General features: G+C 70.5%; 21 protein-coding genes. 2 read left to right on the top strand and 19 right to left on the bottom strand.

Annotation, left to right across the window (positions count from 1 at the left end):
• Positions 1-9: 9 nt before the first annotated feature.
• From OHA73_RS32585 to OHA73_RS32640, 12 genes are all read right to left on the bottom strand, one after another.
• Positions 10-735 (bottom strand): phosphoadenylyl-sulfate reductase, encoded by a 726-nt coding sequence (locus OHA73_RS32585; RefSeq protein ID WP_267068800.1) that lies wholly within the window; start codon positions 733-735, stop codon positions 10-12.
• Entirely contained in the window at positions 732-911 is a 180-nt protein-coding gene (locus OHA73_RS32590) for a hypothetical protein (RefSeq protein ID WP_266715153.1), read from the bottom strand. Before OHA73_RS32590 ends, OHA73_RS32585 begins: the two co-directional genes overlap by 4 nt.
• Complete coding sequence (locus OHA73_RS32595; protein WP_266715154.1) at positions 908-2,605, bottom strand: nitrite/sulfite reductase; 1,698 nt, start codon at positions 2,603-2,605, stop codon at positions 908-910. The genes OHA73_RS32590 and OHA73_RS32595 overlap by 4 nt, the downstream gene beginning before the upstream one ends.
• Before the next feature lie 330 nt (positions 2,606-2,935).
• A complete protein-coding gene (locus OHA73_RS32600; protein WP_266715155.1) occupies positions 2,936-3,523 on the bottom strand; it encodes a GNAT family N-acetyltransferase in 588 nt (195 codons plus the stop codon).
• A 97-nt stretch (positions 3,524-3,620) separates the two neighbouring features.
• On the bottom strand, positions 3,621-5,711 hold the full coding sequence (locus tag OHA73_RS32605) for an MMPL family transporter (protein ID WP_327656809.1): 2,091 nt from the start codon (positions 5,709-5,711) through the stop codon (positions 3,621-3,623).
• Between the two features lie 170 nt (positions 5,712-5,881).
• Positions 5,882-6,370 carry a MarR family winged helix-turn-helix transcriptional regulator gene (locus OHA73_RS32610; RefSeq protein WP_266715157.1) on the bottom strand — a complete coding sequence of 163 codons (489 nt, stop codon included), beginning with the start codon at positions 6,368-6,370 and terminating at the stop codon, positions 5,882-5,884.
• Positions 6,371-6,449: 79 nt separating this feature from the next.
• The gene (locus OHA73_RS32615; protein ID WP_327656810.1) at positions 6,450-7,112 is read right to left on the bottom strand and encodes a DUF1266 domain-containing protein; all 663 of its coding nucleotides are present in this window, start codon (positions 7,110-7,112) and stop codon (positions 6,450-6,452) included.
• 61 nt (positions 7,113-7,173) lie between these two features.
• A complete protein-coding gene (locus OHA73_RS32620) occupies positions 7,174-8,148 on the bottom strand; it encodes a 4-hydroxythreonine-4-phosphate dehydrogenase PdxA (RefSeq protein WP_327656811.1) in 975 nt (324 codons plus the stop codon).
• Positions 8,145-9,674 (bottom strand): tripartite tricarboxylate transporter permease, encoded by a 1,530-nt coding sequence (locus OHA73_RS32625; protein WP_327656812.1) that lies wholly within the window; start codon positions 9,672-9,674, stop codon positions 8,145-8,147. Before OHA73_RS32625 ends, OHA73_RS32620 begins: the two co-directional genes overlap by 4 nt.
• Positions 9,671-10,204 (bottom strand): tripartite tricarboxylate transporter TctB family protein, encoded by a 534-nt coding sequence (locus OHA73_RS32630; RefSeq protein ID WP_327656813.1) that lies wholly within the window; start codon positions 10,202-10,204, stop codon positions 9,671-9,673. The genes OHA73_RS32625 and OHA73_RS32630 overlap by 4 nt, the downstream gene beginning before the upstream one ends.
• On the bottom strand, positions 10,201-11,175 hold the full coding sequence (locus tag OHA73_RS32635; RefSeq protein ID WP_267068793.1) for a tripartite tricarboxylate transporter substrate binding protein: 975 nt from the start codon (positions 11,173-11,175) through the stop codon (positions 10,201-10,203). The genes OHA73_RS32630 and OHA73_RS32635 overlap by 4 nt, the downstream gene beginning before the upstream one ends.
• A 147-nt stretch (positions 11,176-11,322) precedes the next feature.
• Positions 11,323-12,054 carry a GntR family transcriptional regulator gene (locus tag OHA73_RS32640; RefSeq protein ID WP_327656814.1) on the bottom strand — a complete coding sequence of 244 codons (732 nt, stop codon included), beginning with the start codon at positions 12,052-12,054 and terminating at the stop codon, positions 11,323-11,325.
• A gap of 112 nt (positions 12,055-12,166) precedes the next feature.
• Between OHA73_RS32640 and OHA73_RS32645 the strand changes: the two genes are divergently transcribed.
• Positions 12,167-13,111, top strand: coding sequence for a sugar phosphate isomerase/epimerase family protein (locus tag OHA73_RS32645; RefSeq protein WP_327656815.1), 945 nt, complete (start codon positions 12,167-12,169; stop codon positions 13,109-13,111).
• Positions 13,112-13,161: 50 nt separating this feature from the next.
• Positions 13,162-13,887, top strand: a complete 726-nt coding sequence (locus tag OHA73_RS32650) for a triose-phosphate isomerase (RefSeq protein ID WP_327656816.1) — start codon at positions 13,162-13,164, stop codon at positions 13,885-13,887.
• A gap of 54 nt (positions 13,888-13,941) precedes the next feature.
• On the opposite strand, the gene OHA73_RS32655 is transcribed toward OHA73_RS32650, so the two are convergent.
• The 7 genes from OHA73_RS32655 to OHA73_RS32685 all read right to left on the bottom strand — a co-directional run bounded on the left by OHA73_RS32655 (position 13,942) and on the right by OHA73_RS32685 (position 24,740).
• On the bottom strand, positions 13,942-15,231 hold the full coding sequence (locus tag OHA73_RS32655; RefSeq protein WP_267068789.1) for a helix-turn-helix domain-containing protein: 1,290 nt from the start codon (positions 15,229-15,231) through the stop codon (positions 13,942-13,944).
• A gap of 267 nt (positions 15,232-15,498) precedes the next feature.
• The gene (locus OHA73_RS32660; RefSeq protein ID WP_327656817.1) at positions 15,499-17,133 is read right to left on the bottom strand and encodes an acyl-CoA dehydrogenase family protein; all 1,635 of its coding nucleotides are present in this window, start codon (positions 17,131-17,133) and stop codon (positions 15,499-15,501) included.
• A gap of 36 nt (positions 17,134-17,169) precedes the next feature.
• The gene (gene sbnA, locus OHA73_RS32665; protein ID WP_266715168.1) at positions 17,170-18,150 is read right to left on the bottom strand and encodes a 2,3-diaminopropionate biosynthesis protein SbnA; all 981 of its coding nucleotides are present in this window, start codon (positions 18,148-18,150) and stop codon (positions 17,170-17,172) included.
• A gap of 57 nt (positions 18,151-18,207) precedes the next feature.
• Positions 18,208-19,236: a 2,3-diaminopropionate biosynthesis protein SbnB gene (sbnB, locus tag OHA73_RS32670; RefSeq protein WP_327656818.1), complete on the bottom strand. Its 1,029-nt coding sequence runs from the start codon at positions 19,234-19,236 to the stop codon at positions 18,208-18,210.
• Positions 19,233-20,231 carry a TauD/TfdA family dioxygenase gene (locus tag OHA73_RS32675; protein WP_327656819.1) on the bottom strand — a complete coding sequence of 333 codons (999 nt, stop codon included), beginning with the start codon at positions 20,229-20,231 and terminating at the stop codon, positions 19,233-19,235. The genes sbnB and OHA73_RS32675 overlap by 4 nt, the downstream gene beginning before the upstream one ends.
• A gap of 46 nt (positions 20,232-20,277) precedes the next feature.
• Positions 20,278-22,314 carry a non-ribosomal peptide synthetase gene (locus tag OHA73_RS32680; protein WP_327656820.1) on the bottom strand — a complete coding sequence of 679 codons (2,037 nt, stop codon included), beginning with the start codon at positions 22,312-22,314 and terminating at the stop codon, positions 20,278-20,280.
• A complete protein-coding gene (locus OHA73_RS32685) occupies positions 22,311-24,740 on the bottom strand; it encodes a Pls/PosA family non-ribosomal peptide synthetase (RefSeq protein ID WP_327656821.1) in 2,430 nt (809 codons plus the stop codon). Before OHA73_RS32685 ends, OHA73_RS32680 begins: the two co-directional genes overlap by 4 nt.
• Positions 24,741-24,943: the final 203 nt, after the last annotated feature.

Consider the following 24,943-nt stretch of genomic DNA (forward strand, 5'->3'; position numbering starts at 1 on the left):
CAGGCCCGGTCAGCCGTGCAGTCCGCACTCGGTCTTGGCCTGGCCCGCCCACCGTCCGGCGCGCGCGTCCTCGCCTTCGAGGAGGCGGCGGGTGCACGGGGCGCAGCCCACGGAGCCGTAGCCGTCCATCAGGAGCGGGTTGGTGAGCACGCCGTGCTCGGCGACGTAGGTGTCGACGTCGTCCTGCGTCCAGCGGGCGATCGGCGAGACCTTGACCTTCTGGCGCTTCTCGTCCCAGCCGACGACCGGGGTGTTGGCGCGGGTCGGGGACTCGTCGCGGCGCAGGCCCGTGGCCCACGCGGAGTACCCGGCAAGTCCCTCTTCCAGGGGCTTGACCTTGCGCATCGCGCAGCACAGGTCGGGGTCGCGGTCGTGCAGCTTCGGGCCGAACTCGGCGTCCTGCTCGGCGACCGTCTGCCGCGGGGTGAGGGTGATGACGTTGACGTCCATCACGGCCTCGACGGCGTCCCGCGTGCCGATCGTCTCCTCGAAGTGGTAGCCGGTGTCGAGGAAGACGACGTCCACGCCGGGCATCGCCCGGGAGGCGAGGTGGGCGACGACCGCGTCCTCCATGGACGAGGTCACGCAGAACTTCTTGCCGAAGGTCTTCACCGCCCACTGGAGGATCTCCAGCGGGGTGGCGTCCTCCAGGTCGCGCCCGGCCTGTTCGGCGAGCGCCTTCACGTCTTCGTTGTTCAACTCTTCGGTATCCGAGGCGACCTGAGTCGTCGTCATATCTGTTCCCCTCCACCGTCGTTGCGCTGAACCCCGCGGGCGAGAAGCCCGCGGAACTTCAACGTGAAGGCTCGGTTGCAGGCCGCGCATTCCCAGGCGCCGTGACCTTCTTCGCTCGGACGAAGGTCCTCGTCGCCGCAGTAGGGGCAGAAGAACGGGGCCGCGCGCTCGCTCACGACAGGGCCTCCGCACTCGCACGGGCGGCCCAGGTCGCGAAGCGCTCGCCGTCCTCGCGCTCCGCCTCGAAGTTCCTGACCACGCGCTCGATGTAGTCGGGCAGTTCGGCCGATGTGACCTTCAGGCCGCGCACCTTGCGGCCGAACCCGGCCTCCAGGCCGAGCGCGCCGCCGAGGTGCACCTGGTAGCCCTCGACCTGCTCGCCGTCCTTGTTGAGCATCAGCTGGCCCTTGAGACCGATGTCCGCGACCTGGATGCGGGCGCAGGCGTTCGGGCAGCCGTTGAGGTTGATGGTGAGCGGCTCGTCGAAGTCCGGGAGGCGCTTCTCCAGCTCGTCGATCAGCTGCGAGCCGCGGGCCTTGGTCTCGACGATGGCGAGCTTGCAGAACTCGATGCCGGTGCAGGCCATCGTGCCGCGCCGGAACGGCGAGGGCTTGACCTGGAAGTCAAGGGCCTCGAGCCCGGCGACGAGTGAGTCGATCTGGTCCTCGGTGACATCGAGGATGATCATCTTCTGCTCGACGGTGGTCCGCAGCCGGTCCGAGCCGTGCGCACCGGCCAGTTCGGCGATCTTGGTGAGCGTGGTGCCGTCCACCCGGCCGACGCGCGGCGCGAACCCGACGTAGAAGCGGCCGTCCTGCTGGCGGTGGACGCCGATGTGGTCGCGCCACCGGTGCGAGGGCTCCTCGGGCGCGGGACCGTCGACCAGCTTCCGCTTCAGGTACTCGTCCTCAAGGACCTGGCGGAACTTCTCCGGGCCCCAGTCGGCCATCAGGAACTTCAGGCGGGCGCGGGTGCGCAGGCGGCGGTAGCCGTAGTCACGGAAGATGCCGACGACGCCGGCCCACACGTCGGAGACCTCGTCCAGCGGCACCCACGCGCCGAGGCGCTGCGCGAGCTTGGGGTTGGTGGACAGGCCGCCGCCGACCCACAGGTCGAAGCCGGGCCCGTGCTCGGGGTGGTTCACGCCCACGAAGGCCACGTCATTGATCTCGTGGACCACATCCTGGACAGGAGAGCCGGAGATCGCGGTCTTGAACTTGCGCGGCAGGTTGGAGAATTCCTTGTTGCCGATGTACCGCTCGTGGATCTCGTCCACGGCGGGGGTGCCGTCGATGATCTCGTCGGCGGCGATCCCGGCCACCGGGGAGCCGATGATCACGCGCGGGCAGTCGCCGCAGGCCTCGGTCGTGGACAGGCCCACGGCCTCCAGCTTGTCCCAGATCGCCGGGACGTCCTCGATACGGATCCAGTGCAGCTGGATGTTCTGCCGGTCGGTGATGTCGGCGGTGCCGCGCGCGTACTGCTCGGAGACCTCGCCGATCGCGCGCAGCTGCGGCACGGTCAGCCGGCCGCCGTCCACGCGCACCCGCAGCATGAAGTACTCGTCGTCCAGCTCCTCCGGCTCAAGGACGGCCGTCTTGCCGCCGTCGATGCCGGGCTTGCGCTGGGTGTACAGACCCCACCAGCGCATGCGTCCGCGCAGGTCCTGGGGGTCGATGGAGTCGAAACCGCGCTTGGAGTAGATCGTCTCAATACGTGTCCGTACATTGAGACCGTCGTCGTCCTTCTTGAACTGCTCGTTGCCGTTGAGCGGAGTGAAGTGACCCACGGCCCACTGGCCCTCGCCACGGTGACGGCTCACCTTGCGGCGGGGCGTGACGGGGGTAGGCGTATCCGGGGTGGCAGCCATGGAGATTGTCCTTCAGGCAGGCTTAGGGCGGCTCTGACCAGCACACTTCGCGCTGAGGCGCGGCGGTGCGCAGTGGATCAGGTGTAACGAGGAATCGGCGGTGCTGGAGAGATCAGCGCGCCGGACAGATGGCGCTGGACATGCGGCCGAAGTCGACGTGACGTCGACTCACCAAGGCGGTTCCAGCTGTAGACATGACGAAAGCGTGTCACGGGACTTTGGGCCCGGTCCACCATCGTCCGTAATCTGGACGGGATCGTCTCGAATCGTGGACGACAGTGGCGCCGGTCACAGTGCTGAGGGCTTGCTCGACGGGCAGGCGGGACGCGCTCAGGCGGCGGGAAAGGCCCCCGGCCACGGCCCCGCGGTCGGAAGGTCCGGCTCCTCTTCGGTCGCCGTGTGGAACAGCTTGAACCCGCGCCGCTCGTAGTTCGCCATCGCGTGCTCGCCGTCCTTGCTGCAGGTGTGCAGCCACACCCGCTTCGTGGGCGTCAGCTCGGGCCACCGCTCGGCGAGATCCCACGCGCGCGCGACCGCGTACGACAGGAGGTGGCCGCCGATCCGCCGCCCGCGGAACGCCGGGATCAGGCCGAAGTAGACGACCTCCACCACGCCGTCGTCCTGCGCGTCCAGCTCCACGTACCCGGCGGGCGTCCCCTTCTCGTACGCGACCCATGTCTCGGCACCCGGACGCGACAGCTGCTCCTGCCACTGCGCGTAGGTCCAGCCGAGCCGGTCGAGCCAGCGGATGTCGCTGCCCACGGACGCGTACAGGAACCGGCTGAACTCCGGGGAGGGGACCTCGGCGCGGGCGACGCGCACGTCGTCGCCCTCCGGCGGGGACGCGGGGCGCAGGTCGGAGGGCGCGGTCTGCTCCAGCGACCACGTGGTGACGGTGAGGGTGTTGCTGCTGCTCATGCGGCACATCGGATCACGGCCGACGCGCTATGGCCAGGGCTGCTCAGGATGCGGGAGGATCCGGCAGCGCTGCCGGATCCTCCCGCATCCCGGGCTCTCAGTCGGTGTCGTGGGTGCGGCCGAGGCGGCCGGGCCACCAGGACTTCGGGCCGATGTCCCGGACCAGTGCGGGGACCAGCAGCGACCGTACGACCAGGGTGTCGAGCAGGACGCCGAAGGCCACGATGAACGCGATCTGCACCAGGAAGGCGAGCGGGATCACGCCGAGTGCGGCGAAGGTGGCGGCCAGCACGACGCCGGCCGACGTGATCACGCCGCCCGTCGCGACGAGCGCCCGCAGGATCCCGTCCCGCACCCCGTGCTCCAGGGACTCCTCGCGGGCCCTCGACATCAGGAAGATGTTGTAGTCCACGCCGAGCGCGACCAGGAACACGAACCCGTACAGCGGCACGGACGCGTCGGTGCCGCTGAAGCCGAAGACGTGCTTGAAGACGAGCGCGGAAATGCCCAGCGTCGCCACGAAGTTGAGCGCCACCGTCGCCACCAGGAGCAACGGCATCACCAGGGACCGCAGCAGCCCGATGAGGATCACCAGGATGATGGCGAGGACCACGGGAACGATCAGCGTCCGGTCGCGTTCTGCGGTGTGCTGGGTGTCGTACTGCTGCGCGGTGTAGCCGCCGACGAGGGCGTCGGCGCCGTCGACGGAGTGCAGCGCCGTACGGAGTTCGACGACCGTCTCCTTGGCCGTGTCGCTGTCGGCCGGGTCCTTCAGTGTGACGTCGACGCGCACCTTGCCGTCCACGACGCGGGGGGAACCGCCGCCCGGCCGTCCCTGCTCGGTGAGGACGGCCGCGCTCGCGACGCCGTCGACCTTCTCGGCACGCGAGACGACCGCGTCCCGGTGTCCGGCGTCCGCGATCACCACGGCCGGGTTCCCGGAGCCGCCGGGGAAGTGCTCGGCCAGTGTGGCCTGCGCGGCGACCGAGGGTGCGTCGTTGACGAAGATCTCGTCGAGCGGCACGCCCTTCGAGTCGAGGGCGGGAGCGAAGGCCGCGCACGCCAGCAGGCCGGCGAGGGCGATCGCCCAGATCTTGCGCGGCGCCCGCTCCACCGCCCGCGCGACGCGCCGCCACAGACCGTGCCCCGCGCCCGAGCCGTCGTCGGTGCGCACCTTCGCGGGCCAGTACGCGGCGCCGCCCAGCAGGACAAGCGCGGCCGGCAGGAACGTGAGGGTGCTCAGGACGGCGCAGCCGATGCCGATGGCGCCGACCGGGCCGAGCGCCCGGTTGTTGGTGAGATCGCTCAGCAGCAGGGCGAGCAGGCCGAGGGCCACGGTGGCGGCGCTGGCCACGATCGCCCCGGAGGAGCGGCGCAGCGCGGCCCGCATCGCGGCGAACCGGTCGGTGCCCGAGGCGAGTTCCTCGCGGTAGCGGGCGGTGAGCAGCAGCGCGTAGTCCGTCGCGGCGCCGATGACCAGGATCGACAGGATGCCCTGCACCTGCCCGTCGACGCGTACGACGTCGTGGTCGGCCAGGGCGTAGACGACGGCGCAGGCGGCGCCGAGGGCGAGGACCGCCCCGATGATGATCACGAAGGGGAGCAGAACGCTGCGGTAGACCAGGATCAGGATCACCAGGACCGCCACGAGCGCGACCGACAGGAGCAGCCCATCGATCCCGGCGAAGGCGTCGGACAGGTCGGCCTGGCTCGCCGCGGGGCCCGCGACGGCGACCGTCGTGCCCGGCACCTTCGACGCCGCGGACTCGACCGCGTCGAGCGTCGGCGCGAGTCGGTCCCCCAGATCGGGGCGGAGCTGCACGACCCCTTGCAGGGCCTCGCGGTCGTCCGACGGCAGGGCGGGCGACACCTGTCCCACGACGCCGGGCTCGCCCTTCAGCGTGGCCAACGCGCGGGTGGCGGCGGCCTGTTGGTCGTCGGCTATCCGGCCCCCGCCGTCGGCGGTCCACACGACCACCGCGGGGAGCGTCTCGTCCTCGCTGAAGGCGCGCTGCGCGTCGATCACGCGCGTGGACTCCGCGTTGCGCGGCAGGAAGGCCGCCTGGTCGTTGGTGGCTACCTCGCCGAGTTTCCCGGCGTACGGACCGAGCGTGCCGCCGATGGCGAGCCAGCCGAAGAGCAGGACGATCGGCACGAGCCAGCGGGCGCGTCGGTGGGTGCGGGGCATGGTTCTCCCAAGGAAGGCGGCCGGACAATCTCAATCGGAAAGTATCTCAATGATTGAGTTAACCCGGATGGTGGCATACGCCGTTCCTTCTGCCGAAGTCGGGCCCGTGGATGCGGGGGATACGGTCGAAAAGGATCTGGACCCGAGGGTTGCCCAGGTTCGAGGGCTGCCTAGGTTCGAGGGCTCTCGACCGCGGCGAGCTCCTCGTTGAGCGAGCCCAGGAACCGCACCACCACGTCCAGTTCCGCCGCGCTGAAGTCGCCGCGCACCCGGTCGGCCGCCTCGGCGAGCGGCCCGAAGTACTTGCGCGCCCGCGCCTGCGCCCCCGGCACGTACTGAAGATGAACCACCCGCCGGTCCTGGCTCTCCCGCACCCGCCGCAGATGCCCGGCGCGTTCGAGCCGGTCCACGCAGGCGCTCACCGCGCCGGACGTCAGGCCGAGGCGGCGGCGCAGCACACTCGGGGTGACGGGTTCCGCGGAGTCCAGGACGACGGCGAGCGCCTGCACGTCCGTGGGGTGCAGGCTCTGGCCGGTGGCGAAGCCGTGCACCACCCGCGTGAGTTCTCCGTTGAGGCGGCGCAGCTCCACCGCGAGATGCCGCAGGTCCGCCTGCGCGGACGCGGCCCCTTCGGCGGCTTTCTCGGCCCGTCCACCCACGCCCACCACTGCGTTCCCTTCGCGTGGGACGGTGCCCGTTCGGCGCCGTCCGCTCGATCCTGTACGAGGGTGCGCCAGCTTACTCGGGCCGCCCGGGCGCGCCTGACGTGCGGCTTCGGTCGGCGGGCCGGTCGGGGCGGCGGATGACGTCCAGCGGCGCCCGGTGCCACGGGCTCTTGCGGTTCGCCGGATCGAGCAGGGACTTCATGTGGGCGTCGGCGACGTCCCGCGGGGCGATCAGCGACTCGGAGGGCGTCCCCTGCGCGCCTTCGTGCCAGACCGAGAGGCCGAGGAGGTAGTGGTCGGCGTACTCCTGCCACGTGTTGTACGTGCCCGCCACCTGCGGCACCACGTTCTTGAGCAGGTTCCACGCGTCCGCCTCGGAGAGCAGCCCCGCGGCGAAGCCGCAGCGCGCGATGTCCGCGTACAGGGCGATGTCCCAGGCCAGCGGCGCCACGCCGACCCGGGCGCGGGCCTGCTCCCGGAACCCCGACCGCGCCAGCGCGCCGAGCCACCCCAGCAGCTCGTCCCGCGTGCCGCTCTCCCACTGCCCGGCCAGCCGGCGCCGCGCCTTGTCGTCGTCGATGCGGGTGAACGGATAGAGCGTGGTGCGCGACGCGTCCTTGTCCGGGCGTACGGGTGCGCTCAGGGACACCATCCAGAGCTGGTGCAGGGTGAGCGGTGTGCGGTAGCGCCGCTCCGCCTTGGGTCTGATGCGCGGGATACGTTCGAACATGGACATGCCGCCGGAGCGTACCGAACCAATCTGAGCCCCTCCGGGGAGCCTCTCAATCACCCACGGATCAGCGCCGCGCCAACCGCACCGCCAACTCGAACGCGTTCCGGATCGACCCGGTGTTGGCCGCCCCCCGTCCGACCAGGTCGAACGCAGTGCCATGCGCCGGCGTACAGATCGGAATCGGCAGCCCACCCGCGATGGTCACACCCCCGTCGAACCCCATCAGCTTCATCGCGATCTGCCCCTGGTCGTGGTACATCGTCAGCACCCCGTCGAACTCCCCGGCCCGTGCCTTCAGAAAGATCGTGTCGGAGGGGAACGGCCCGCTCAGGTCGAGCCCACCCTCGCGAAGGTCGCGAATCGCGGGCGCGATGATGTCCAGCTCATGACGGCCGAAGCGCCCGTTCTCACCCGCGTGCGGATTCAGCGCACACACCCCGATACGTGGCGCCCCGACCCCCGCGCCCCGCAGCACCCGGTCCAGGAGCCGCCCCGCCTCCGTCACCCGCTCGTACGTGATCCCCGCGTCGACCTCGGCGATGGAGACGTGCGAGGTGACACGCGCGGTCCACAGCCCGGGCACCACATTCAGCTCGGAGGTGAAGGAGTCGACGCCCAACTCCTCCTCGAACCACCGCAGTTCATCGCTCTGCGTCATCCCGGCCAGATGCAGCGAGGACTTGTTGAGCGGGGCGAAAAGCATCGCGCCGACCTCACCCGCGCGCGCCAGATCGAGCCCGGTCTTCAGACGACCGAGCGCCCAGCGCCCGCCCTCCGCCGTCGCCGCCTTGCGCTGGAAGCCGCCGCCCGGACGCTCGGGCGCGGGCCCCGGGTGCAGCAACTCCCGTGCCCAGCCCAGGTCCACGCCCGCGTCCTCGCCGGCCGAGCGCAGCTCCTCCTCGTCGGCGAGGAGCACGAGGTCGGCGGCTGAGCGGGTCTTCGGATCGTCGAGCAATCGGGCCACCAGATCGGGCCCGATCCCGGCCGGGTCGCCGAACGTTACGGCCACACGCGGGAGTTCAGAAGTCTGCGTAGTCATGAGGTCTTCTCCGGAGTCTTGGGTTCGGGGGCCTCTGCGGCCTCGGGGACGGTACGTGCGCGGCGCAGCCGGCGCGTTACCGGCGGACCGGCCACCAGCACCACGGCGAGCGCCAGGATCGTCACCGCGGCCGGGCTGTGCAGGATGAGCAGGGAGTTCTCGCCCGACAGTGCTGATGTCTGCACCAGCGCCTTCTCGAACAGCGGGCCGATGACCAGGCCAAGGACGAGCGGCGCCACGGGGAAGTTGAGCCGCTTCATCGCGTAGCCGACGAGCCCGAAGAACAGCACGATCCAGATGCTGAACATGCTGTTCTTCACCGAGTACGCGCCGATCAGCGAGGTCACGATGATCAGCGGGTACAGGAACGCGTAGCGCACACGCAGGAGTTGGGCGAAGACCGGCGCGAGCGGCAGGTTGAGGATCAGCAGCAGAAGGTTGCCGATGAAGAAGGAGACCAGCAGGCCCCACACCAGCTCCGGCTGGTTCTCGAAGAGCAGCGGGCCCGGCTGGATCCCGTAGACGAGGAACGCGCCGAGCAGTACCGCCGTCGTCGCGCCACCGGGGACGCCGAGGACGAGGGTCGGCACGAAGTTGGCGTTGGAGGCGGAGTTCGTGGCCGCGTCCGGGGCGACGACGCCCTCGATGGCGCCCGTGCCGAGCTGCTTGCGGTTGCGGGAGAACCGCTTCTCCGCCCCGTACGCCATGAACGAGGCGAGCGTCGTGCCCGCGCCCGGCAGACAGCCGAGGAGGAAGCCGAGGACGGTGCCGCGTGCGGTCGGGGCCGCCGCCCGCTTCAGGTCCTCCTTCGTCAGGAGCAGATCGCGGAACCGGGCCCGGATCGGCTCGGCCATGCCGATGTGCAGCTGGTTGAGCAGCTCGCCGATCGCGAACAGGCCGATCATGACCTCGACGAACGGGATGCCGCCGAACAGATCGATCTGGCCGAACGTGTAGCGGGGCGTGCCGCTGCCGCCGTCCACGCCGACGCAGCCGATGAGCACGCCGGTGAGGCCGAGCGCCATACCGAGCAGCAGATTGCGGCCCGAGAAGACGACGATCGTGCACAGGCCGAGGATCATCACCGCGAGCATCTCGGGTGGCCCGAAGTCGAGCGCGAGATGCGCGAAGAACGGGGCCACCGCCATCAGCGCAACCAGCGACACCATCGCCGAGACGAACGCGCCGAGCGCCGAGATCGCGAGCGCGGGCCCGGCTCTCCCGGCCCGTGCCATGCGATAGCCGTCGAGGGTGCTGACCACCGATGACGCCTCGCCGGGCGTCGCGATGAGGATCGCGGTGATCGTCGCCCCGAACTGGGCGCCGTGGTAGATCCCGGCCAGCATGATCAGCGCGGTGAGCGGCGAGAAGGTGAGCGTGACCGGGATCAGGATGGCGACACCGGTCGCCGAACCGAGCCCCGGCAGAATGCCGATCACGGTGCCGAGGAGCACGCCGACGAAGCACCACAGGACGTTCTCGGGGCTGAGCGCCGCACCGAATCCGGTGACGAGATGGTCGATCACAGCTGGCTCCAGACGGCGGGGTCGAAGAGACCGAACGGCAGCGGGATGCTGAGGATCGTGATGAACAGCAGATAGGACACGGCGAACACGAGCACCGCCACGAGCACGCTGCGTGCGAGCGGCTGACGCTCCACAACTGCCGTGAGGAACAAGGTCATCAGGGTCAGCGCGGGCAGCAGCCCGAGGAACGGCACGAGCAGCGCGGTGACCACCATCGTCACCACGACCACGATCAGCTTCGTGCGGACCCGCTGCGCCTCCTCGGCGCCGACCTCGGCCGCCTCCTCGACGTGCCCGTCGCCCTCCAACACCGAGCCCGTACGCAGTTCCTGACGCACCAGCAGCAGGCCGAGGACGGCGAGCAGCAGGCCGGCCGTGCGAGGCATCACGCCGGCGCCGATGGTGCCGTCCTCCGGCTGGGTCCACGGGTAGGCGAAGGAGCCCGCGAAGAACAGCGTGCCGAGCGCGGTCAGTACGCCGTACGCGATGAGGACCGGGCGGCGCGCCCGCGCGGGGGCAGGGGTCGTCACTTGAGGTCCTCCTTCACCTGGGCGTCGTACGTCTTGAGATACGCGGCGAACTCCGGGCCGCTGCGGTGGGCGGGCGTGAGCATGTCGGCCTTCAGGTACTCGTGGTACGCCTTCGACTTCATGGCCCGCTCCAGCGACCTGATCCAGTACCTGCGCTGTACGTCGTCGATGCCGGCGGGCGCGAACACCCCTCGCCACAAAGTGACTTCGGCGTCGAGCCCCTGTTCCTTGGCGGTAGGGACCTTGCCGAGGACCGGGTCGTCGTAGCGCTTCGCGGTCATGGTGCACAGCGCCTTCATGTCACCGCTCTGCAGATACGGCTTCGCCGACGAGGCGCTGGAGGGCGCGATGTCGATCTGCTTGCCGAGCAGCCCGGTCAGCACCTCGCCGGTCGACCCGTAGGGCACGACGCCGAACTTTCCGCCCTGCTTCTTGAACTTGCCGATCACCAGCGCGTCCGCGCCCGTCTTGCCGCTCGACCCGGTGACGACACGCTTCTCGCGCGCGGCCCGCACCACGTCCGGGCAGGTCTTGTACGGGGAGTCCTTGCGGGCCACGACGATGCGGGAGTCCTCCGCGAACATCATCAACGGCGTGAACGACTTGTACGTGAACGGCACGTCGTACACGAGCGGGAGCGTGTTGAGGGCGCCCTCCGCGACGAGCAGCGCGTTGCCGTTGCCCTCCTCGGCGAGGAAGCCGGCCCAGCCGACGGCGCCCGAACCACCCTCCTTGTTCTCGACGTTGACGTGATAGCCGCCGTCGAGCTCATTGAGCCCCTGAGCCATCACACGCGCCGAGCGGTCGCTGCCGCCACCCGGCGCGAACGCGACGAGCGCGGAGACCGAGCCGCGCGGATGCCAGTCCTTCGGCACCTCGGGGGTGGCGTTGAGCAAGGTGCACGAGGTGAGTGCGGTGACCAATGCCGTGGCTCCGGCGAGACGGCGCGCCGCACGCAGTGGTGACGTCATCGTCGACCTTCCTGCGGATCCGAGATCCTATGGGATATGGCCGTGACCGTAGGTGTGCCGAAGGAGCCATGACAAGAGGCGTGCGTGAATTGCCGCCGTGCAAGCGGAAGTTGACCTTGGAGTGCGTCTCGCCGCTACGCGCCGTTGTTACGCGTCATCGAGCGAGCGCCGCTCGACACCCTCCAGGTGCGTGCGCATCGCGCGGGCCGGCGCCTCGGGGTCGCCGGACTCGAACGCGGCGAGGATCGCGGTGTGCTCGGCGATGGCCTGGTCGATGTCGAACGTGCCGTGGTCTACGGTCTGCCGCATCCGGTGCACGTGCGCGCTCAGCGACTCGGCCATCGCGGCCATGAACCGGTTCTGCGCCGCCTGGATGATCAGCAGGTGGAACGCCCAGTCGGCGGCGAAGTACTCGCGCAGATCGGAGTTGTCGGTGGTGGTGCCGTGCGCTTGGTCGCCGCCGCGCAGCTTGCGCACGCGGTGCGCCGCGAGCACATGGCGGGCGTGCGCGGCCTGCAGCTCCGGCACCAGGTCCTCGGTGTGCGCGAGGGCCCGCTCCACCGCGCCGAGTTCCAACATGATGCGGGCGTCGAAGAGTTCGGTGACCTGCTCGGGGGAGAGTGGCGGCGCCACCTTGTACCCCTTGAGCGCGACCCGGTTGACCAGACCCGTGTGCTCCATTTGAACGAGGGCCTCGCGCACGGGAGTTGGCGACACCCCCAACTCGCGGGCGAGCGAGTCGATGCCGAGCGAGGAGCCGGGCGGCGTCGAGCCGTCGAGCAGCTTCTCCAGGATCGCGTCGTACACCCCGTCGCGCAGCGCGCGGCGTTCCACGAGCGGGGAGTTGGGGCTCTGTGGGTGCGTGCTCTTCGGGGTCATCTCGCCGTCCAGGTTATCCGAGGGGGAGTGCGGACAGTCTGTCGGGGACAGAATAGATCCTATAGGGTCTACGATTCAGTGAGGACCGTTCAGGCCGACGAGGGAGTCGCCCATGCCGCCCACCGTCCACCGCGCTTCGCCCCGCACTTCCCGTGACTGGCCCATCGGCGCCGCCCTCCTCCAATTCCCCGACGCTCACAACGCACCTATCAGCCAGTGGAGTTCGGTACTCGACGAGGTGGCGGGCGAGGGCTTCGACCACGTCGACCTCACCGACAGCTGGGTACGCCCCGGCGACCTCGACGCCGACCGCAGAGCCGAACTCGGCCGCACCATCAAGGAGTCGGGCCTCGGCGTCACCGCGATCTCCGCGATCCGCCGCAGCGTCATCGACCCCGACGAGGACGCGGCCCGCGCCCACCTCGCGTACCTCCTGCGCACCATCGACGCGGCCGCCGACCTCGGCACCGGCGTCGTATCGGTGGGCCTGCACCGAGAGTTGACGCAGGCTCAGCAGGAAGCACTCTGGTTCTGGCACGAACAGGGCGCCACCGACCCGATCGGCGACTTCCGCACCTGGGAACGCGCGGTCACCCGCCTGCGCGAACTCGGCGAACGCGCCGACCAGCACGGCATACGCCTGTCCCTGGAGATGTACGAGGACACCTACCTCGGCACGGCCGACAGCGCGGTCTCCCTCGTCACCGACATCGATCTCCCGAACGTCGGCCTCAACCCCGACATCGGCAACCTCGTCCGCCTGCACCGCCCGGTCGAGGATTGGCAGTCCATGCTGCGGAAGACCCTCCCGCACACCAACTACTGGCACATCAAGAACTATTACCGCGACCACGACCTGGCCACCGGCGCCTACTTCACCCACCCCGCGCCCTGCGAAGGCGGCGTCATCGACTACCGGCGCGCCCTCGCCATGGCCCTGGAGTGCGGCTTCGACGGCCCGATCTGCGTCGAGCACTACGGCGGCGACGGCCTGGGCGTCTCGGCCGCCAACCGCGACTACCTGCGACGTGTGCTGCGCGCCCGCATCGGGGAGTGATCCGGGTGGAAGACCGCCCCCATCACCACGTACGAGCAGGAGGACAGCACGTGAGCCGCTGGATCGGGACCAGTTTCAAGATGACCAAGACCCGTTCCGAGTCCGCGAGTTACGCGGCACGTGTGCGGGCCGCGGTCGGCGACGGCATCGACGGCGTGCAACCCTTCCTGATCCCCTCGGCGACCGCCGTCTCCGCCGTCGCCGACACCCTCGGCCCCGGCTCGCCCGTCCTGACCGGCGTACAGAACGCCCACTGGGACGACGCGGGCGCCTGGACCGGCGAGATCTCGGTGCCGCAGGCCGCCGACGCGGGCGCCCGGCTCGTCGAGATCGGGCACTCGGAGCGGCGCGCCCACTTCGCCGAGACCGATGAGACGGTCCGCCTCAAGACGGCCGCGGCCCTGCGCCACGGCCTCACCCCGCTGGTCTGCGTCGGCGAGGACGCGGCGGCCAGGGACGCGCGGCGCGGCGCCGACGTCGTACGCGCGCAGGCCGAGGCGGCGCTCGAGGGCCAGTCGGACCCGGGAGCGGTGCTGCTCGCCTACGAACCGGTCTGGGCGATCGGCGAACACGGCCGGCCGCCCCGCCCCGAGGAGATCGCCCCCGCCCTCGCGACCCTCGCCGAACTCCCGGCGCGCGCCGTGCTGTACGGGGGATCGGTCGACCTGGCGAACGCGCCGTGGCTGCTTGAGCTGCCGGGGGTGCAGGGGCTGTTCGTGGGGCGTGCTGCCTGGGATGTGGATGCGTTTTTGAAGTTGCTCGCTCTGGGACTGTGACGGCTGACTACGAAGGAGTCGTAGTTCGGCGTCACAGTCCCAAGGCGACCAACTTCAGGACCCGGCCGCCTCCCGCGCCGCCACCACCGCCGGCGCGACCGAGTGCGGAAGCAGGTCCCGCAGGTCCTCCGGCAGCAGCACGTCCACCTCCGCGTCGTCCGCGAAGCGGTACGGCCGGTGCGCGAGGAGGGCGCCGAGGTAGCGGCGGACGCGGGACATCTCGGCGCGCACCGTCACCGTACGGGTCCGGTCGCCGAACAGGTCGTCGGCCAGCGCGGAGGCGCTGCGGCCGGCCGGGTGCAGCGCCAGGACGTACAGCAACTCGGCGTGCCGCGGGCTCAGTTCATGGGTCCAGGTGGCCGCGGCCCCGGACACCTCGAGGGACCAGCGGCGCGGGCGGCTCACGTCGAGCGCGATACGGGTCGCGTCGAGCGGCAGCGGCGTCTCGTCCACCATCAGGAGCCAGCCCCCGGGCAGCGGCGTCACGCTGCAGGCGCCGAGCGAAGGGACCCAGCAGCAGCCCTCCGCGAGGGACTTGGGCAGCGCCACCCGGTCCACCGGCGCCATTCCGGTGACCGCCGCCGTCCAGCCGAACGGGTCGACCGCGAGCGCCCGCCCGCTCATCCGGGCGAGGACCGGCGCGGCGACCGAACGCAGTCGCTCAAGGCCGCCCTGCAACTGTTCGCGCAGCCGGGCCTCGGCGAGCTGCGCCACCGAGTGCACCCACGACAGCGTCGCCGGATGCATCGTGTCCATCGGCCCGCTGATGTCTACGACCCCGAGGACCCGACCGTCGCGCGGGTCCGTGATCGGGGCACCCGTGCATATCCATGGGTGCTGCGACTGCACGAAGTGCTCGGCGGAGAAGACCTGTACGGGACGGCGGGCCACCAGCGGCGTACCTATCCCGTTCGTGCCGACGACGTCCTCCGCCCAGTGCGCGCCCAGCTCGAAGCCGAGTTTGTCGGCCATGCGCAGGACGCCGGGATGTCCCTCGCGCCACATGATCCGGCCGTCGGCGTCGCTGATCACCATGATGTGCTGCGCCGCGTCGGCCACCGTCACCAGTGCCTCGCGCAGCATCGGGATGAGCGGGAGGAGCGGTGAGGCCTGCCGCTTCTCCTCCAGCTCCTCCGCGGTGAGCAGCCCCGCCCGGACGTCGTGGTCCGGGTCGACGCCGTCCCGGAGCATCCGCTGCCAGGAGTCGCGGATCACCGGTCGGGGGCGTACCCGCGGCCGCTGTCCCGAGAGCGTGGCGTCGCGCACGCCCTTGAGCAGGCGGGACGAGTGCGCCACGTCCATGGCGGACAACCGTGCGAGGTCGATCGTCGAATCCTTGTTCATGCGGGGAACCTCGGTTGTGGGGAGTTGCGTCCATCCTGCCCTGAGAACCCGCGCAGGCGTGCGCCTTCCCGAGAACGTTGCAACCCCCTGCAACCCTGGTGAACAACCGTGCGGGGTTTGAAGATGGGGACGACGCCGCTGATGCGGCGTCCGAGCTCCTCTAGGGGCCCTGATGAGTGGGGATGGTGCCGTGTCGGCGCAGCACCATCCCCGCGTCGGTTTCCGGACCTCGTATCAGCGTCCGGACCCTTGCAAGTCTCCAGGCGCTCAGATCTGTGGGCGGGCCCGTTCCGCCAGTGCCGTCAGGTCCAGCGTGTGCGGCAGTGTTCCGAAGCCCGCGCCCCTGTCGCCCCCGAACCGCGCCGCGCAGAACGCGTCCGACACGTCGTCGGGTCCGTACCGCGCGAGCAGCGAACCCTGGAGCACCAGCGCGATCCGCTCCGCGATCCGGCGCGCCCGCGCCTCGATGCCGTCCAGGTCGCCGAGTTCGGTCAGTAGATCCTTCACCGCCGCGTCGAGCCGGTGATCGGCGCCGCGCGCCTTGCCGATCTCGATCAGGAACGCGTTGAGCGCCTGCGGCTCCCGCTGCAACGCCCGCAGGACGTCCAGGGCCTGTACGTTCCCCGCGCCCTCCCAGATCGAGTTCAGCGGTGACTCGCGCAGCAGCCGCGGCATGCCGGACTCCTCCACGTACCCGTTGCCCCCGAGGCATTCGAGGGCCTCCGCCACCAGCGGCGTACAGCGCTTCGTCACCCAGTACTTGGCCGCGGGCACCGCGATCCGCAGGAAGGCACGCTCCTGCTCGCCCCCGTCGTCGTACGCCGCCGCGAGCCGCAGCGCGAGCGTGGTCGCGGCCTCCGACTCCAGGGCCAGATCCGCCAATACGTTGCTCATCAGCGGCTGGTCGGCCAGCTTCGCGCCGAACGCCTCGCGGTACGCGCAGTGGTGGGTCGCCTGCGCCACCGCCTGCCGCATCAGGGCCGCGGAGCCGAGCACGCAGTCGAGCCGGGTCGCCGAGACCATCTCGATGATGGTGCGCACCCCGCGCCCCTCCTCACCGACCCGGCGCGCCCACGTCCCGTCGAACTCGACCTCGGCCGACGCGTTGGACCGGTTGCCCAGCTTGTCCTTCAGGCGCTGGAGGGCGAACGGGTTGCGGGTGCCGTCCTCCAGGACGCGCGGCACGAGGAAACAGGTGAGGCCCGCGCCGGTCTGCGCGAGCACCAGGAAACCGTCCGACATCGGCGCGCTGCAGAACCATTTGTGGCCGGTGAGCGTGTACGTCCCGTCCTCGGACAGGGGCACGGCCCGCGTCGTATTGGCCCGTACGTCGCTGCCGCCCTGCTTCTCCGTCATCGCCATGCCGAAGAGCGCCCCGGCCTTCTGCCCCGCGGGGCGCAGCCCGGAGTCGTAGACCGGGGACGTCAGCAGGGGCTCCCACACGGCGGCGAGGTTCGGCTCGGCGCGCAGCGCGGGCACCGCCGCGTGCGTCATCGACAGCGGGCACAGGTGTCCCGCCTCCACCTGCGACCACACCAGGAACGCGGCGGCGCGCCGCAGATGACCTCCCGGCCGTGTCCACGCCGACGTGAGCCCCGCCGACACGCTCTTGCCCAGGAGCCGGTGCCACGCGGGATGGAACTCCACCTCGTCGATCCGGTGGCCGTAGCGGTCGTGGGTGCGAAGGCGTGGCGGGTTCTCGTTCGCGAGCCGGCCCCACTCCTGGGCCTGCGTCGACCCGGCGGTGCGGCCGAGCAGTTCGAGCTCGGCCCCGACCTCGGCCAGCAGGTCGGGGGCCAGATGCCGCCGCACACCCCCGACGAGGGCCGCGTCGGCGCTGTAGACGTCGTACCCGGTCAGCGGCGGGGGCTGATTGGTGACGGTGTGTGTGCTGCCTGCCATGTACGGGAACTTACCCGCGACAGGGCAGGCACCACGTCACCCGCTGTGCGTCAGTGCGGTCTCACGCTCCCGTTCCGGCCACGCGAGGTCGTCGTGCGGCCAGCCGGGGCGGTAGACGGTGTCGAGGTAGCGCTCGCCGAAGTCAGGGGCGATCGCCACCGAGGTGAGTCCGCGCCGCCCGTGCCGGGCCAGCCACTGCTCGGCGCCGCACACCACGGTGCCGGTCGACCCGCCGAACAGGAAACCCCGGCCGGCGAGCGTGCGGCACGCGTGCAGCGCGTCCGCCTCGTCGACGTGCACCACGTCGTCGATGTACGAGGTGTCGAGCAGCGGCGGCCGCACACTGGCGCCGAGGCCCGGGATGAGCCGGCGCCCGGCGGGCCGGCCGAAGCTCACCGAGCCGACACTGTCGACGGCGACGATGCGCACCGGGCGCCGCCACTGCCAGAACCAGCGGGCACACCCCATCAGGGTGCCCGTCGTCCCCGCCCCGACGAACAGCACGTCCAGGCGCGGGAAGCGGTGGGCGATGGCCGGAGCCGTGGTGCGGAAGTGCGCCCGCCAGTTGTGCTCGTTGCTGTGCTGGTCGAGCCACACGTACCGGTCGTCGGTCGCGCACAGCGCCCGTACGTACGCGAGCCGGGCCGCCAGCAGACCGCCGTGCGCCGCCGGTTCGCGCACCACGTGCACATGACTGCCGAGCGCCTCCATCAGCCGGATCGTCGGCTGGTTGCAGCGGTCGTCGGTCACGCACAGGAACCGATATCCGCGGTGCGCCGCGATGATGCTGAGCGCGAGGCCCAGATTCCCCGACGACGACTCGATGAGGACCCGGCCGGGCCGCAGCCGACCGTCGCGCTCGGCCGCGTCGACCATCTCGGTGGCGGCCTTCAGCTTGATGGATCCGGCGAAGTTGAACCCTTCGCACTTGAGGAAGAGCGGCAGGCCGAGGGCCCCCCGCAGATCGACGTACAGCTCTTCCTCGTTGAACTGTGCGGGATCGTCAATGACTGGCATGACGTGCGCCGCCCCCCTCCTGCATGTGTCCCCCGTGTTCCATGTCCTTCCCGCCCTTCAGCCGTGCCGTCGCAGTTCGTGGAAGAAGCCGTCCACGACGTGCAGGTGGCCGCGCCGGGCCACTTCGTCGTGGACGTACCGCCCGACGGCCAGGTCGAGTACCCCGAGCCCGAACGGCGAGAACACCACCGTCCTGTCGCCCGGGACATCGACACGACCCGTCAGTACGTCGTCGAGCGTGCCGTCGATGAAGTCCCTTCCTCCGGTGAGTTGTTCGGCCAGGTGCGGTGAGGTGTCCGCCTTGAGGCAGTGCTCGATGTCGTCCACGAAGTTCGCGCTCTCGAGCAGGATCTCGGGTGCGAGATCGCGCAGCGACACATGCAGCACCAGTGGATGGTGTGCGAACCAGGCCGGGTCGTGGATGTGCGGTTTCGCCGTGACCGTGGCGAAGACCACCAGGTCGCTGGTGCGGATGAGGGATTCGGCGGTCTCGTGCACCGTGATCCGTCCCTTGGTGCCCGCCCGCTCCAGATAGCCGCGGAACCCGGCCGCGCTCTCCGCCGACACGTCGTGCACACCCGTGTCCTCGAACTCCTGGCCGGTCGCCGCGAGATGGGTGTGGATGTGCCGGGCGATCAGTCCGGTGCCGACGAAGCCGACGCGCCGCGGGCGCGCCCGGCCCCGGCCGAGCCGGTCGGCCGCGAGTGCCGCGGACGACGCCGTGCGTGTCGCGCTGATCACCGAACTCTCCAGGCACGCGTACGGATAGCCGGTGTCCGGGTCGTTGAGGATGAGCACGGCGGAGGCGCGCGGCAGCCCCGAGCGGGTGTTCTCCGGGAAACTGGAGATCCACTTGATGCCGTCCGTGCGCAGCGGCCCGCCGAGCGAGGCGGGCAGCGCGATGATCCGTGCGCTCGGTCGGTCAGGGAACCGCAGGAAGTACGAGGGCGGGTTCACGGTGTCGCCCGTCCCGTGCAGCCGGTACACCGCCTCGATCAGCTCGGCGATCTCCAACTGGTGGCCGGTTACGATCCGTTGGACCTGTTCGCCGGATATCACGGCGAACCGAGGTGCGGCGGCGGTCATCCGGTGACCGCCTCGACGGTCGGCTTGCAGTCCGCGAGCCGGACCGGGTCGGCGAGCGCGACGAGCACCTCGCGCGGCCCGTCGAACGGCTCCCGACTGTGCGCGGTGCGGATGTTGTCGACGAGCAGCAGGTCGCCCCGCTGCCACCGGGTGCGCAGGGTGTGCGCCTCGTACACCTCGTTGAGGGTGCGCACGACGTCCTCGTCGAGCGGATCGCCGTTGCCGTACAGGGTGTTGAAGGGCAGCCCGTCGGCCCCGTACTCGTCGACGAGGTACTCGCGGACCTCCGGCTCCATCGTCCACTGGCTCAGGAACGCGATCTGGTTGAACCAGACCGGGGCGCCGTCGCGCGGATGACGGAGGACGGCGCTGCGCCGCTGCCGGGTCCGCAGCGAGCCGTCGTCCTGCCAGGCGAACTCGATGGCGTGGGCGCGGCAGTAGGCCGCGACGGCATCGCGGTCGTCGGTGCCGAACGCCTCGGCCACCGACGCGCCGAGCTCCTCGTGGTACGTCCGCGTGAGGATCCAGCCCTCCCGCTCGAACCGCTCGGCGAGCGGGGCGGGCAGCGCGTGCAGGACGGCCCGCGCGTCGGCGAGACCGGTCTCGCCACCGCTCGCGGACGCCTCCAGGCAGGCGAACTGCAGCAGCCCGGGGAACTCCAGGCAGTAGCTCAACTCATGGTGCATGCACATCGGTTGGTTGGGCGGCCACTTGGTGGCGGAGTACACGCCGTCCGGGTACGTGCGGCGCGGCGCGAACGGCTCGCGGTCGGCCATCAGGGTGTCCGCCGCCTGTTTGAAGACGGCGGCGGTGACGTCCGGGGTCGTGAGGCCGAGGCCGCGCACCATGGCGCAGCCGTGCTCGGCGACGACGGTGTGCAGCGCCTCGCGGTGCTCGGCGGTCCACCCCTCCGGGTCGCCGGCGCAGTCGGCGTGCACCAGAGGAGGGCCTTCGGTGGACGTGTCGATGTCTGGGAACGGATTCGAGAGCGGCATGCGGGTGCGCTTCCTTTCCGGTGATTCGGATGGCTGTGGTGGTGGTTCAGGGGGACCGGTCGAGCAGCTCGGCCAGGTCCGCGAGAACCGGATGGCGTGTGACGTCCTTGAGGGTGATCGCCCGGTCCAGGGAGATCGCCAGCTTCACGGCGGCCAGTGAGGTACCGCCCAGGTCGAAGAAGTGGTCGTGCCGGCCGATGTGTTCGGCCGGCACGCCGAGCACATCGGCCCAGAGCACGGCGAGCCGACGCTCGACCTGCGTACGGGGAGGCTCGGTTCCGCTCGCCAACTGCTCGGCGAGCGCGGTCAGGGCACGGCGGTCGGTCTTGCCGTTGGCGGTCAGCGGCAGCCGCTCGCGCCAGTGCACGACCGACGGCACCATGTATGCGGGCAGCGCGGCCGCCACCGGCTTCTTCACGTCCACGGGCCGGGGCCCGGTGCAGAACGCCGCCAACTGCGTGCCCCGCACCACGACCACCGCCGCCTCGCGGACGCCGTCCACCCGCGTCAACGCGTTCTCGACCTCACCGATCTCGACGCGGAAGCCGCGGATCTTGACCTGGCCGTCGCGGCGCCCGAGGAACTCCAGCTTTCCGTCGGGCCGCCAGCGCCCGTGGTCGCCGCTGCGGTACAGGCGCTCGCCGGGCCGGTACGGGTCCTCGGCGAACGCCGCCTTCGTGCGCTCCGGATCGTTGACATAACCACGCCCGACGCACACCCCCGAGAAGACGATCTCGCCGGGCGCGCCCAGCGGAACCGGCAGCAGGTCCTCGTCGACGACGTAGACGCGCACGTTCCTGACCGGCGGCCCGAGTGGTACCCGGTCGCCGTCCGGCGGGCGGTCCATCACCTCGTGGTTGGTGTCGTCGGACGTCTCCGTGAGGCCGTACGCGTTGACGAGCCTCACCCCGGGCCGCGCTGCGAACCAGCGGCGCACCAGCTCCGCCTTCACGGCCTCCCCGGTGACCGACACACAGTGCAGGGCGGGGAGGGGACGGGGCCGCAGCGCCAGCTCCGCGAGCACCGCCTCCAGATAGGACGGGACCACCTGCAGCACGTTCACCCGACCCCGCTCGACCGTGTCCACGAACCGGGCGACGTCGAGGATCGTGTCCTGCCCGACGACGAGGGCGCGACCGCCGACGACCAGCGCGGACACCAGCTGCCACAGCGAGATGTCGAAGCACTGCGGAGCCGTCTGCGCCACCACGTCGTGCGGGCCGATGCCCAGATCCTCGACCTTGGCGAGGACATGGTTGAGGAACCCGGCGTGCTCGCACAGCGCCCCCTTGGGCTCGCCGGTGGACCCCGAGGTGAAGTACAGATAGGCGAGTTGGTCCGCGTGGACCGGTACGCCCGGGTCGGTGTCGGGGTGGCCCTCGGCGTACGCGTCCGCCACGGACAGGGTGCCGTCCCGGTCGGCGACAACGAGCCGGCAGTCGGCGCGGGCGAGCATCGTCGCGACGCGCTCGGCCGGGAAGTGCGGCTCGACCGGCAGATACACCCCGCCGGCCTTGAGGACGCCGAGGACGGCGGCCGCCCAGTCGAGGCCGCGCTCCATGACGACGGCGACGACCCCCTCGGGCCGCAGGCCGCGCGCGAGCAGGGCCCGACCCACCTGGTTCGCACGGGAGTTGAGCTCGGCGTATGTCCACTGCCGGTACTCGTCCGCGATGGCCGGCGCGTCCGGGTGGGCGGTCACCCGCTCCTCGAACAACTCGTGCACCCGCCGGTCCGGCAGGGCGCGCGGTGGTCCCGCCAAGTCCTCCAACTGGTACCGGAGTTCGGCCTCGGACAGCAGGTTCCGGAGTGGCGGTCCGGTCAGCGCGGCCAGGTGGTAGCCCGCGACACGGGCGGCGGCCTCGGCGTCGAGGGCGTCGGTGCGGTAGCTCAGCCGCAGGCTGCCCTCTTCCGTGACATCTACCCCGAACACCGGGTCATCGGGGTGCAGGGACAGGGCGGCGCGTACCCGCGCGTGGGCCGCGTCGAGCACCTCATCGGTCACCGACAGGCCGACGGGGAGCGGTACGTCGTGTGTCGCGATACCCGGAGCGGGGTTGCGGGCCCACTGATAGTCCGTCATGACTGCCTCTCCACTGCCGGGTTGCCGCCCCAGTCGGCGCCCGCCGGCATCTGCTCGCCCTTCATCAGGAAGGAGTCGGGCGCGAGCACGGCGCCGTCGCTCATCTCGACGCCGTAGTGCACCAGCGCGCCCGTGCCGACCGTGCAGCCCGAACCGATCACGATCCGGTCCGACTTGAAGGTGCCGTCCTCCTGCGAGTGGGCCTGCACCTTGCTGTGCGCGCCGAGCGTGGAGTCGTCGCCGATCGCCGTCAGCGTGCGCTCGGTGATGGAGGCCCCGTCGTCGAAGACCCGGCGCCCGACCCGCACGCCGAGCAGCCGCCACACCACGTTCTTGAACGGTGTCCCGTTGAACGCCACGAGATGGTTGGACGGCACCTTCCACAGCCGCTCGTGCCACCGGAAGTACGGGTCGTAGATCGAGCACAACTGGGGTGCGAGCGGCCGGAAGCGGCAGATCAGCCGCTCCACGAGGACGTAGAAGCAGGTGCTGAACACGAGCGCGAAGACCATCGCCGCACCGATCACCAGGCCGCCTGCGACACCCGCGCCGCCGTACAGGTCGATCGCGCCGAACGCGACGACCGACAGCGCGAACCAGTGCAGCCACCGCACGCACAGGAACAGGCCCATCGTGCGCAGGTTGTAGCGGTTCTTCGCGGCCAGCCTGCGCCGGAACTCGGCGCCCTGCTTGAAGTGGTCGAAGCGGCTGTCGCGCTCCACCGTGCGCGGGATCTCGAACGGCGGTGAGCCGAGCAGGCCGACATTCGAACGGACCTCGCCGTCGAGCGGCACCATCACCTTCGTGGCGAGCAGCACGTTCTCGCCGGTGCGGCCGCCCGCCGGGTAGGCGATGTGGTTGCCGAGGAAGCTGTGCGCCCCGATCGTCGCGCGGCTGACCCGGAACGAGGTCGCCGAGAACTCCGCGTTCATGATCGAGAGCCCGTCGGCGACCATCGTGCCGCTGCCGACCGTCGCCAGGTACGGCGTCTCGTGCTGCACCTCCGTACCGAAGTTCGAGCCTGTCTGCTCCACGTGCGAGAGGTCGTACCCGAGGGACTGCAGATAGCCGACGATGTGCGAGCTGTCACCGCACAGCCACTTGAAGAACTTGATGTTGGTCAGCCGTGCGACGGTGCGCTGCACGCCGTACCGGAAGCCGTACAGCGGATACGTGCGGTCCGGCCGCACCAGTGGCGCCAGTGCGCGCGGCAGCCACGCCACGGTCGCGAAGCCGAACCCGATGAACGCCAGGTACCCGATGAGGGACACGCCGAGCGCCTCGCCGTAGAAGGCCGGCGAGCCCAGATCCTGCGAGCCGGGATCCAACAGCACATCGAGCGTGGGCAGCTCCGTCAGCGCGAGATAGCTGCCTCCGACCGCGAGCGGCGTGTACACGAGGAGCACGTGCGCGAGGCCCGCGAGCGCGAAGCCGGCGCGCCGCGGCGCGGACGGGCGGGCCGGTGGTACGCGGACGTAGTCGACGTCGGTCGGCTGCGCGGGAGAGCCGTGCCAGTGCTCGCCCGCCGGTACCGCCGCGCCGTCGTACAGGGCGGAGGCATGGCCGAGTTGGGCGCCGTCGCCCAGCGCCGTGCCGATGTCGAGGACGGTCTTCTCGCCGACGAAGACGTCACGGCCGAGGGTCACGGGGCCGGTGCGGATGCGTCCCGCGATCGCCCGATACCCCAGGAAATGGGCCTCTTTGCGGACGACGGTGTCCGCGCCGATCGTCAACAGGTCGGTACAGACCGGCACGACACGGGACAGGATCGTCACGTTCGGGCCGATGCGCGCGCCCAGGAGTCGCAGGTACTGCACGTACAGCGGGCTGCCGACGAACAGGATCATGGGGTTGGCGTGCAGCAGCGCCTTCACCGTCCAGAAGCGGAGGTAGGCGAGGCTCCACACCGGGAACTCGGTCTCCCGCCAACGGCCCACGAGCAGCCACTTCGCCGCGATGGGCAGCAGGCAAGCGCCCGCGAACAGGGCGCCGCCGAAGAGCGCGGAGCGCGTGTACACCTCGACGACACCACTGCCCGTCGAGACCCACTCGTAGCCATGGCCGGCGGCCACCCCCGCGAGTGCGCAGTACGCGACGAACACCAGGAACTGCAGTGCCCCGCAGAGCAGATAGCGGGGTGTGCTGCCGGGCTCGGGCGGCGGCGGTGGTGGCTTCGGTGGTGACTTCGTGGCCAGCGGGGCGGCGTCGATCGCCGCGGCCAGCGAACGGATCGTCGGATACCCGTAGACGTCCCGCATGGACACCGACGGCAGGTCCTCCCGTTTCCGTACCCGCGCACAGAAGTGAGCCATCACGAGGGAGTTGGCGCATAAATCGTCGAAGAAATGGCTTTCTGGTGGGACATGATCCACCCGGACGACACCCGCCAGGACTTCGGCGAGAACGTGCTCCGTGCCTTGTGCCACAACAGCTCCTCATGAATGGTTGATGTTGTTTCCGTTGCATGGGAAAGGCGCGTCACAATGGCTGTGATCCGCGTGGAACGCACACGGATCACGGGCAGCACGCAGTGAACGGGCACGGCCCGTGGCCCCCCGTATCCCCCTTGTCGCAGGCGCTCTGCAGACCCCCCGAGGAGCGCACCGCTTTCAATCCCGATTCTTTCGGG

It is taken from the genome of Streptomyces sp. NBC_00483 (assembly GCF_036013745.1).
Taxonomy (GTDB): Bacteria; Actinomycetota; Actinomycetes; order Streptomycetales; family Streptomycetaceae; genus Streptomyces.

Excerpts from the sequence above, each read along its gene's own strand:
- OHA73_RS32585 (WP_267068800.1), bottom strand. The coding sequence starts at position 735 with ATGACGACGACTCAGGTCGCCTCGGATACCGAAGAGTTGAACAACGAA.
- OHA73_RS32595 (WP_266715154.1), bottom strand. The coding sequence starts at position 2,605 with ATGGCTGCCACCCCGGATACGCCTACCCCCGTCACGCCCCGCCGCAAG.
- OHA73_RS32600 (WP_266715155.1), bottom strand. The coding sequence starts at position 3,523 with ATGAGCAGCAGCAACACCCTCACCGTCACCACGTGGTCGCTGGAGCAG.
- OHA73_RS32605 (WP_327656809.1), bottom strand. The coding sequence starts at position 5,711 with ATGCCCCGCACCCACCGACGCGCCCGCTGGCTCGTGCCGATCGTCCTG.
- OHA73_RS32615 (WP_327656810.1), bottom strand. The coding sequence starts at position 7,112 with ATGTCCATGTTCGAACGTATCCCGCGCATCAGACCCAAGGCGGAGCGG.
- OHA73_RS32620 (WP_327656811.1), bottom strand. The coding sequence starts at position 8,148 with ATGACTACGCAGACTTCTGAACTCCCGCGTGTGGCCGTAACGTTCGGC.
- OHA73_RS32635 (WP_267068793.1), bottom strand. The coding sequence starts at position 11,175 with ATGACGTCACCACTGCGTGCGGCGCGCCGTCTCGCCGGAGCCACGGCA.
- OHA73_RS32640 (WP_327656814.1), bottom strand. The coding sequence starts at position 12,054 with ATGACCCCGAAGAGCACGCACCCACAGAGCCCCAACTCCCCGCTCGTG.
- OHA73_RS32645 (WP_327656815.1), top strand. The coding sequence starts at position 12,167 with ATGCCGCCCACCGTCCACCGCGCTTCGCCCCGCACTTCCCGTGACTGG.
- OHA73_RS32655 (WP_267068789.1), bottom strand. The coding sequence starts at position 15,231 with ATGAACAAGGATTCGACGATCGACCTCGCACGGTTGTCCGCCATGGAC.
- OHA73_RS32660 (WP_327656817.1), bottom strand. The coding sequence starts at position 17,133 with ATGGCAGGCAGCACACACACCGTCACCAATCAGCCCCCGCCGCTGACC.
- sbnA (WP_266715168.1), bottom strand. The coding sequence starts at position 18,150 with ATGCCAGTCATTGACGATCCCGCACAGTTCAACGAGGAAGAGCTGTAC.
- sbnB (WP_327656818.1), bottom strand. The coding sequence starts at position 19,236 with ATGACCGCCGCCGCACCTCGGTTCGCCGTGATATCCGGCGAACAGGTC.
- OHA73_RS32675 (WP_327656819.1), bottom strand. The coding sequence starts at position 20,231 with ATGCCGCTCTCGAATCCGTTCCCAGACATCGACACGTCCACCGAAGGC.
- OHA73_RS32680 (WP_327656820.1), bottom strand. The coding sequence starts at position 22,314 with ATGACGGACTATCAGTGGGCCCGCAACCCCGCTCCGGGTATCGCGACA.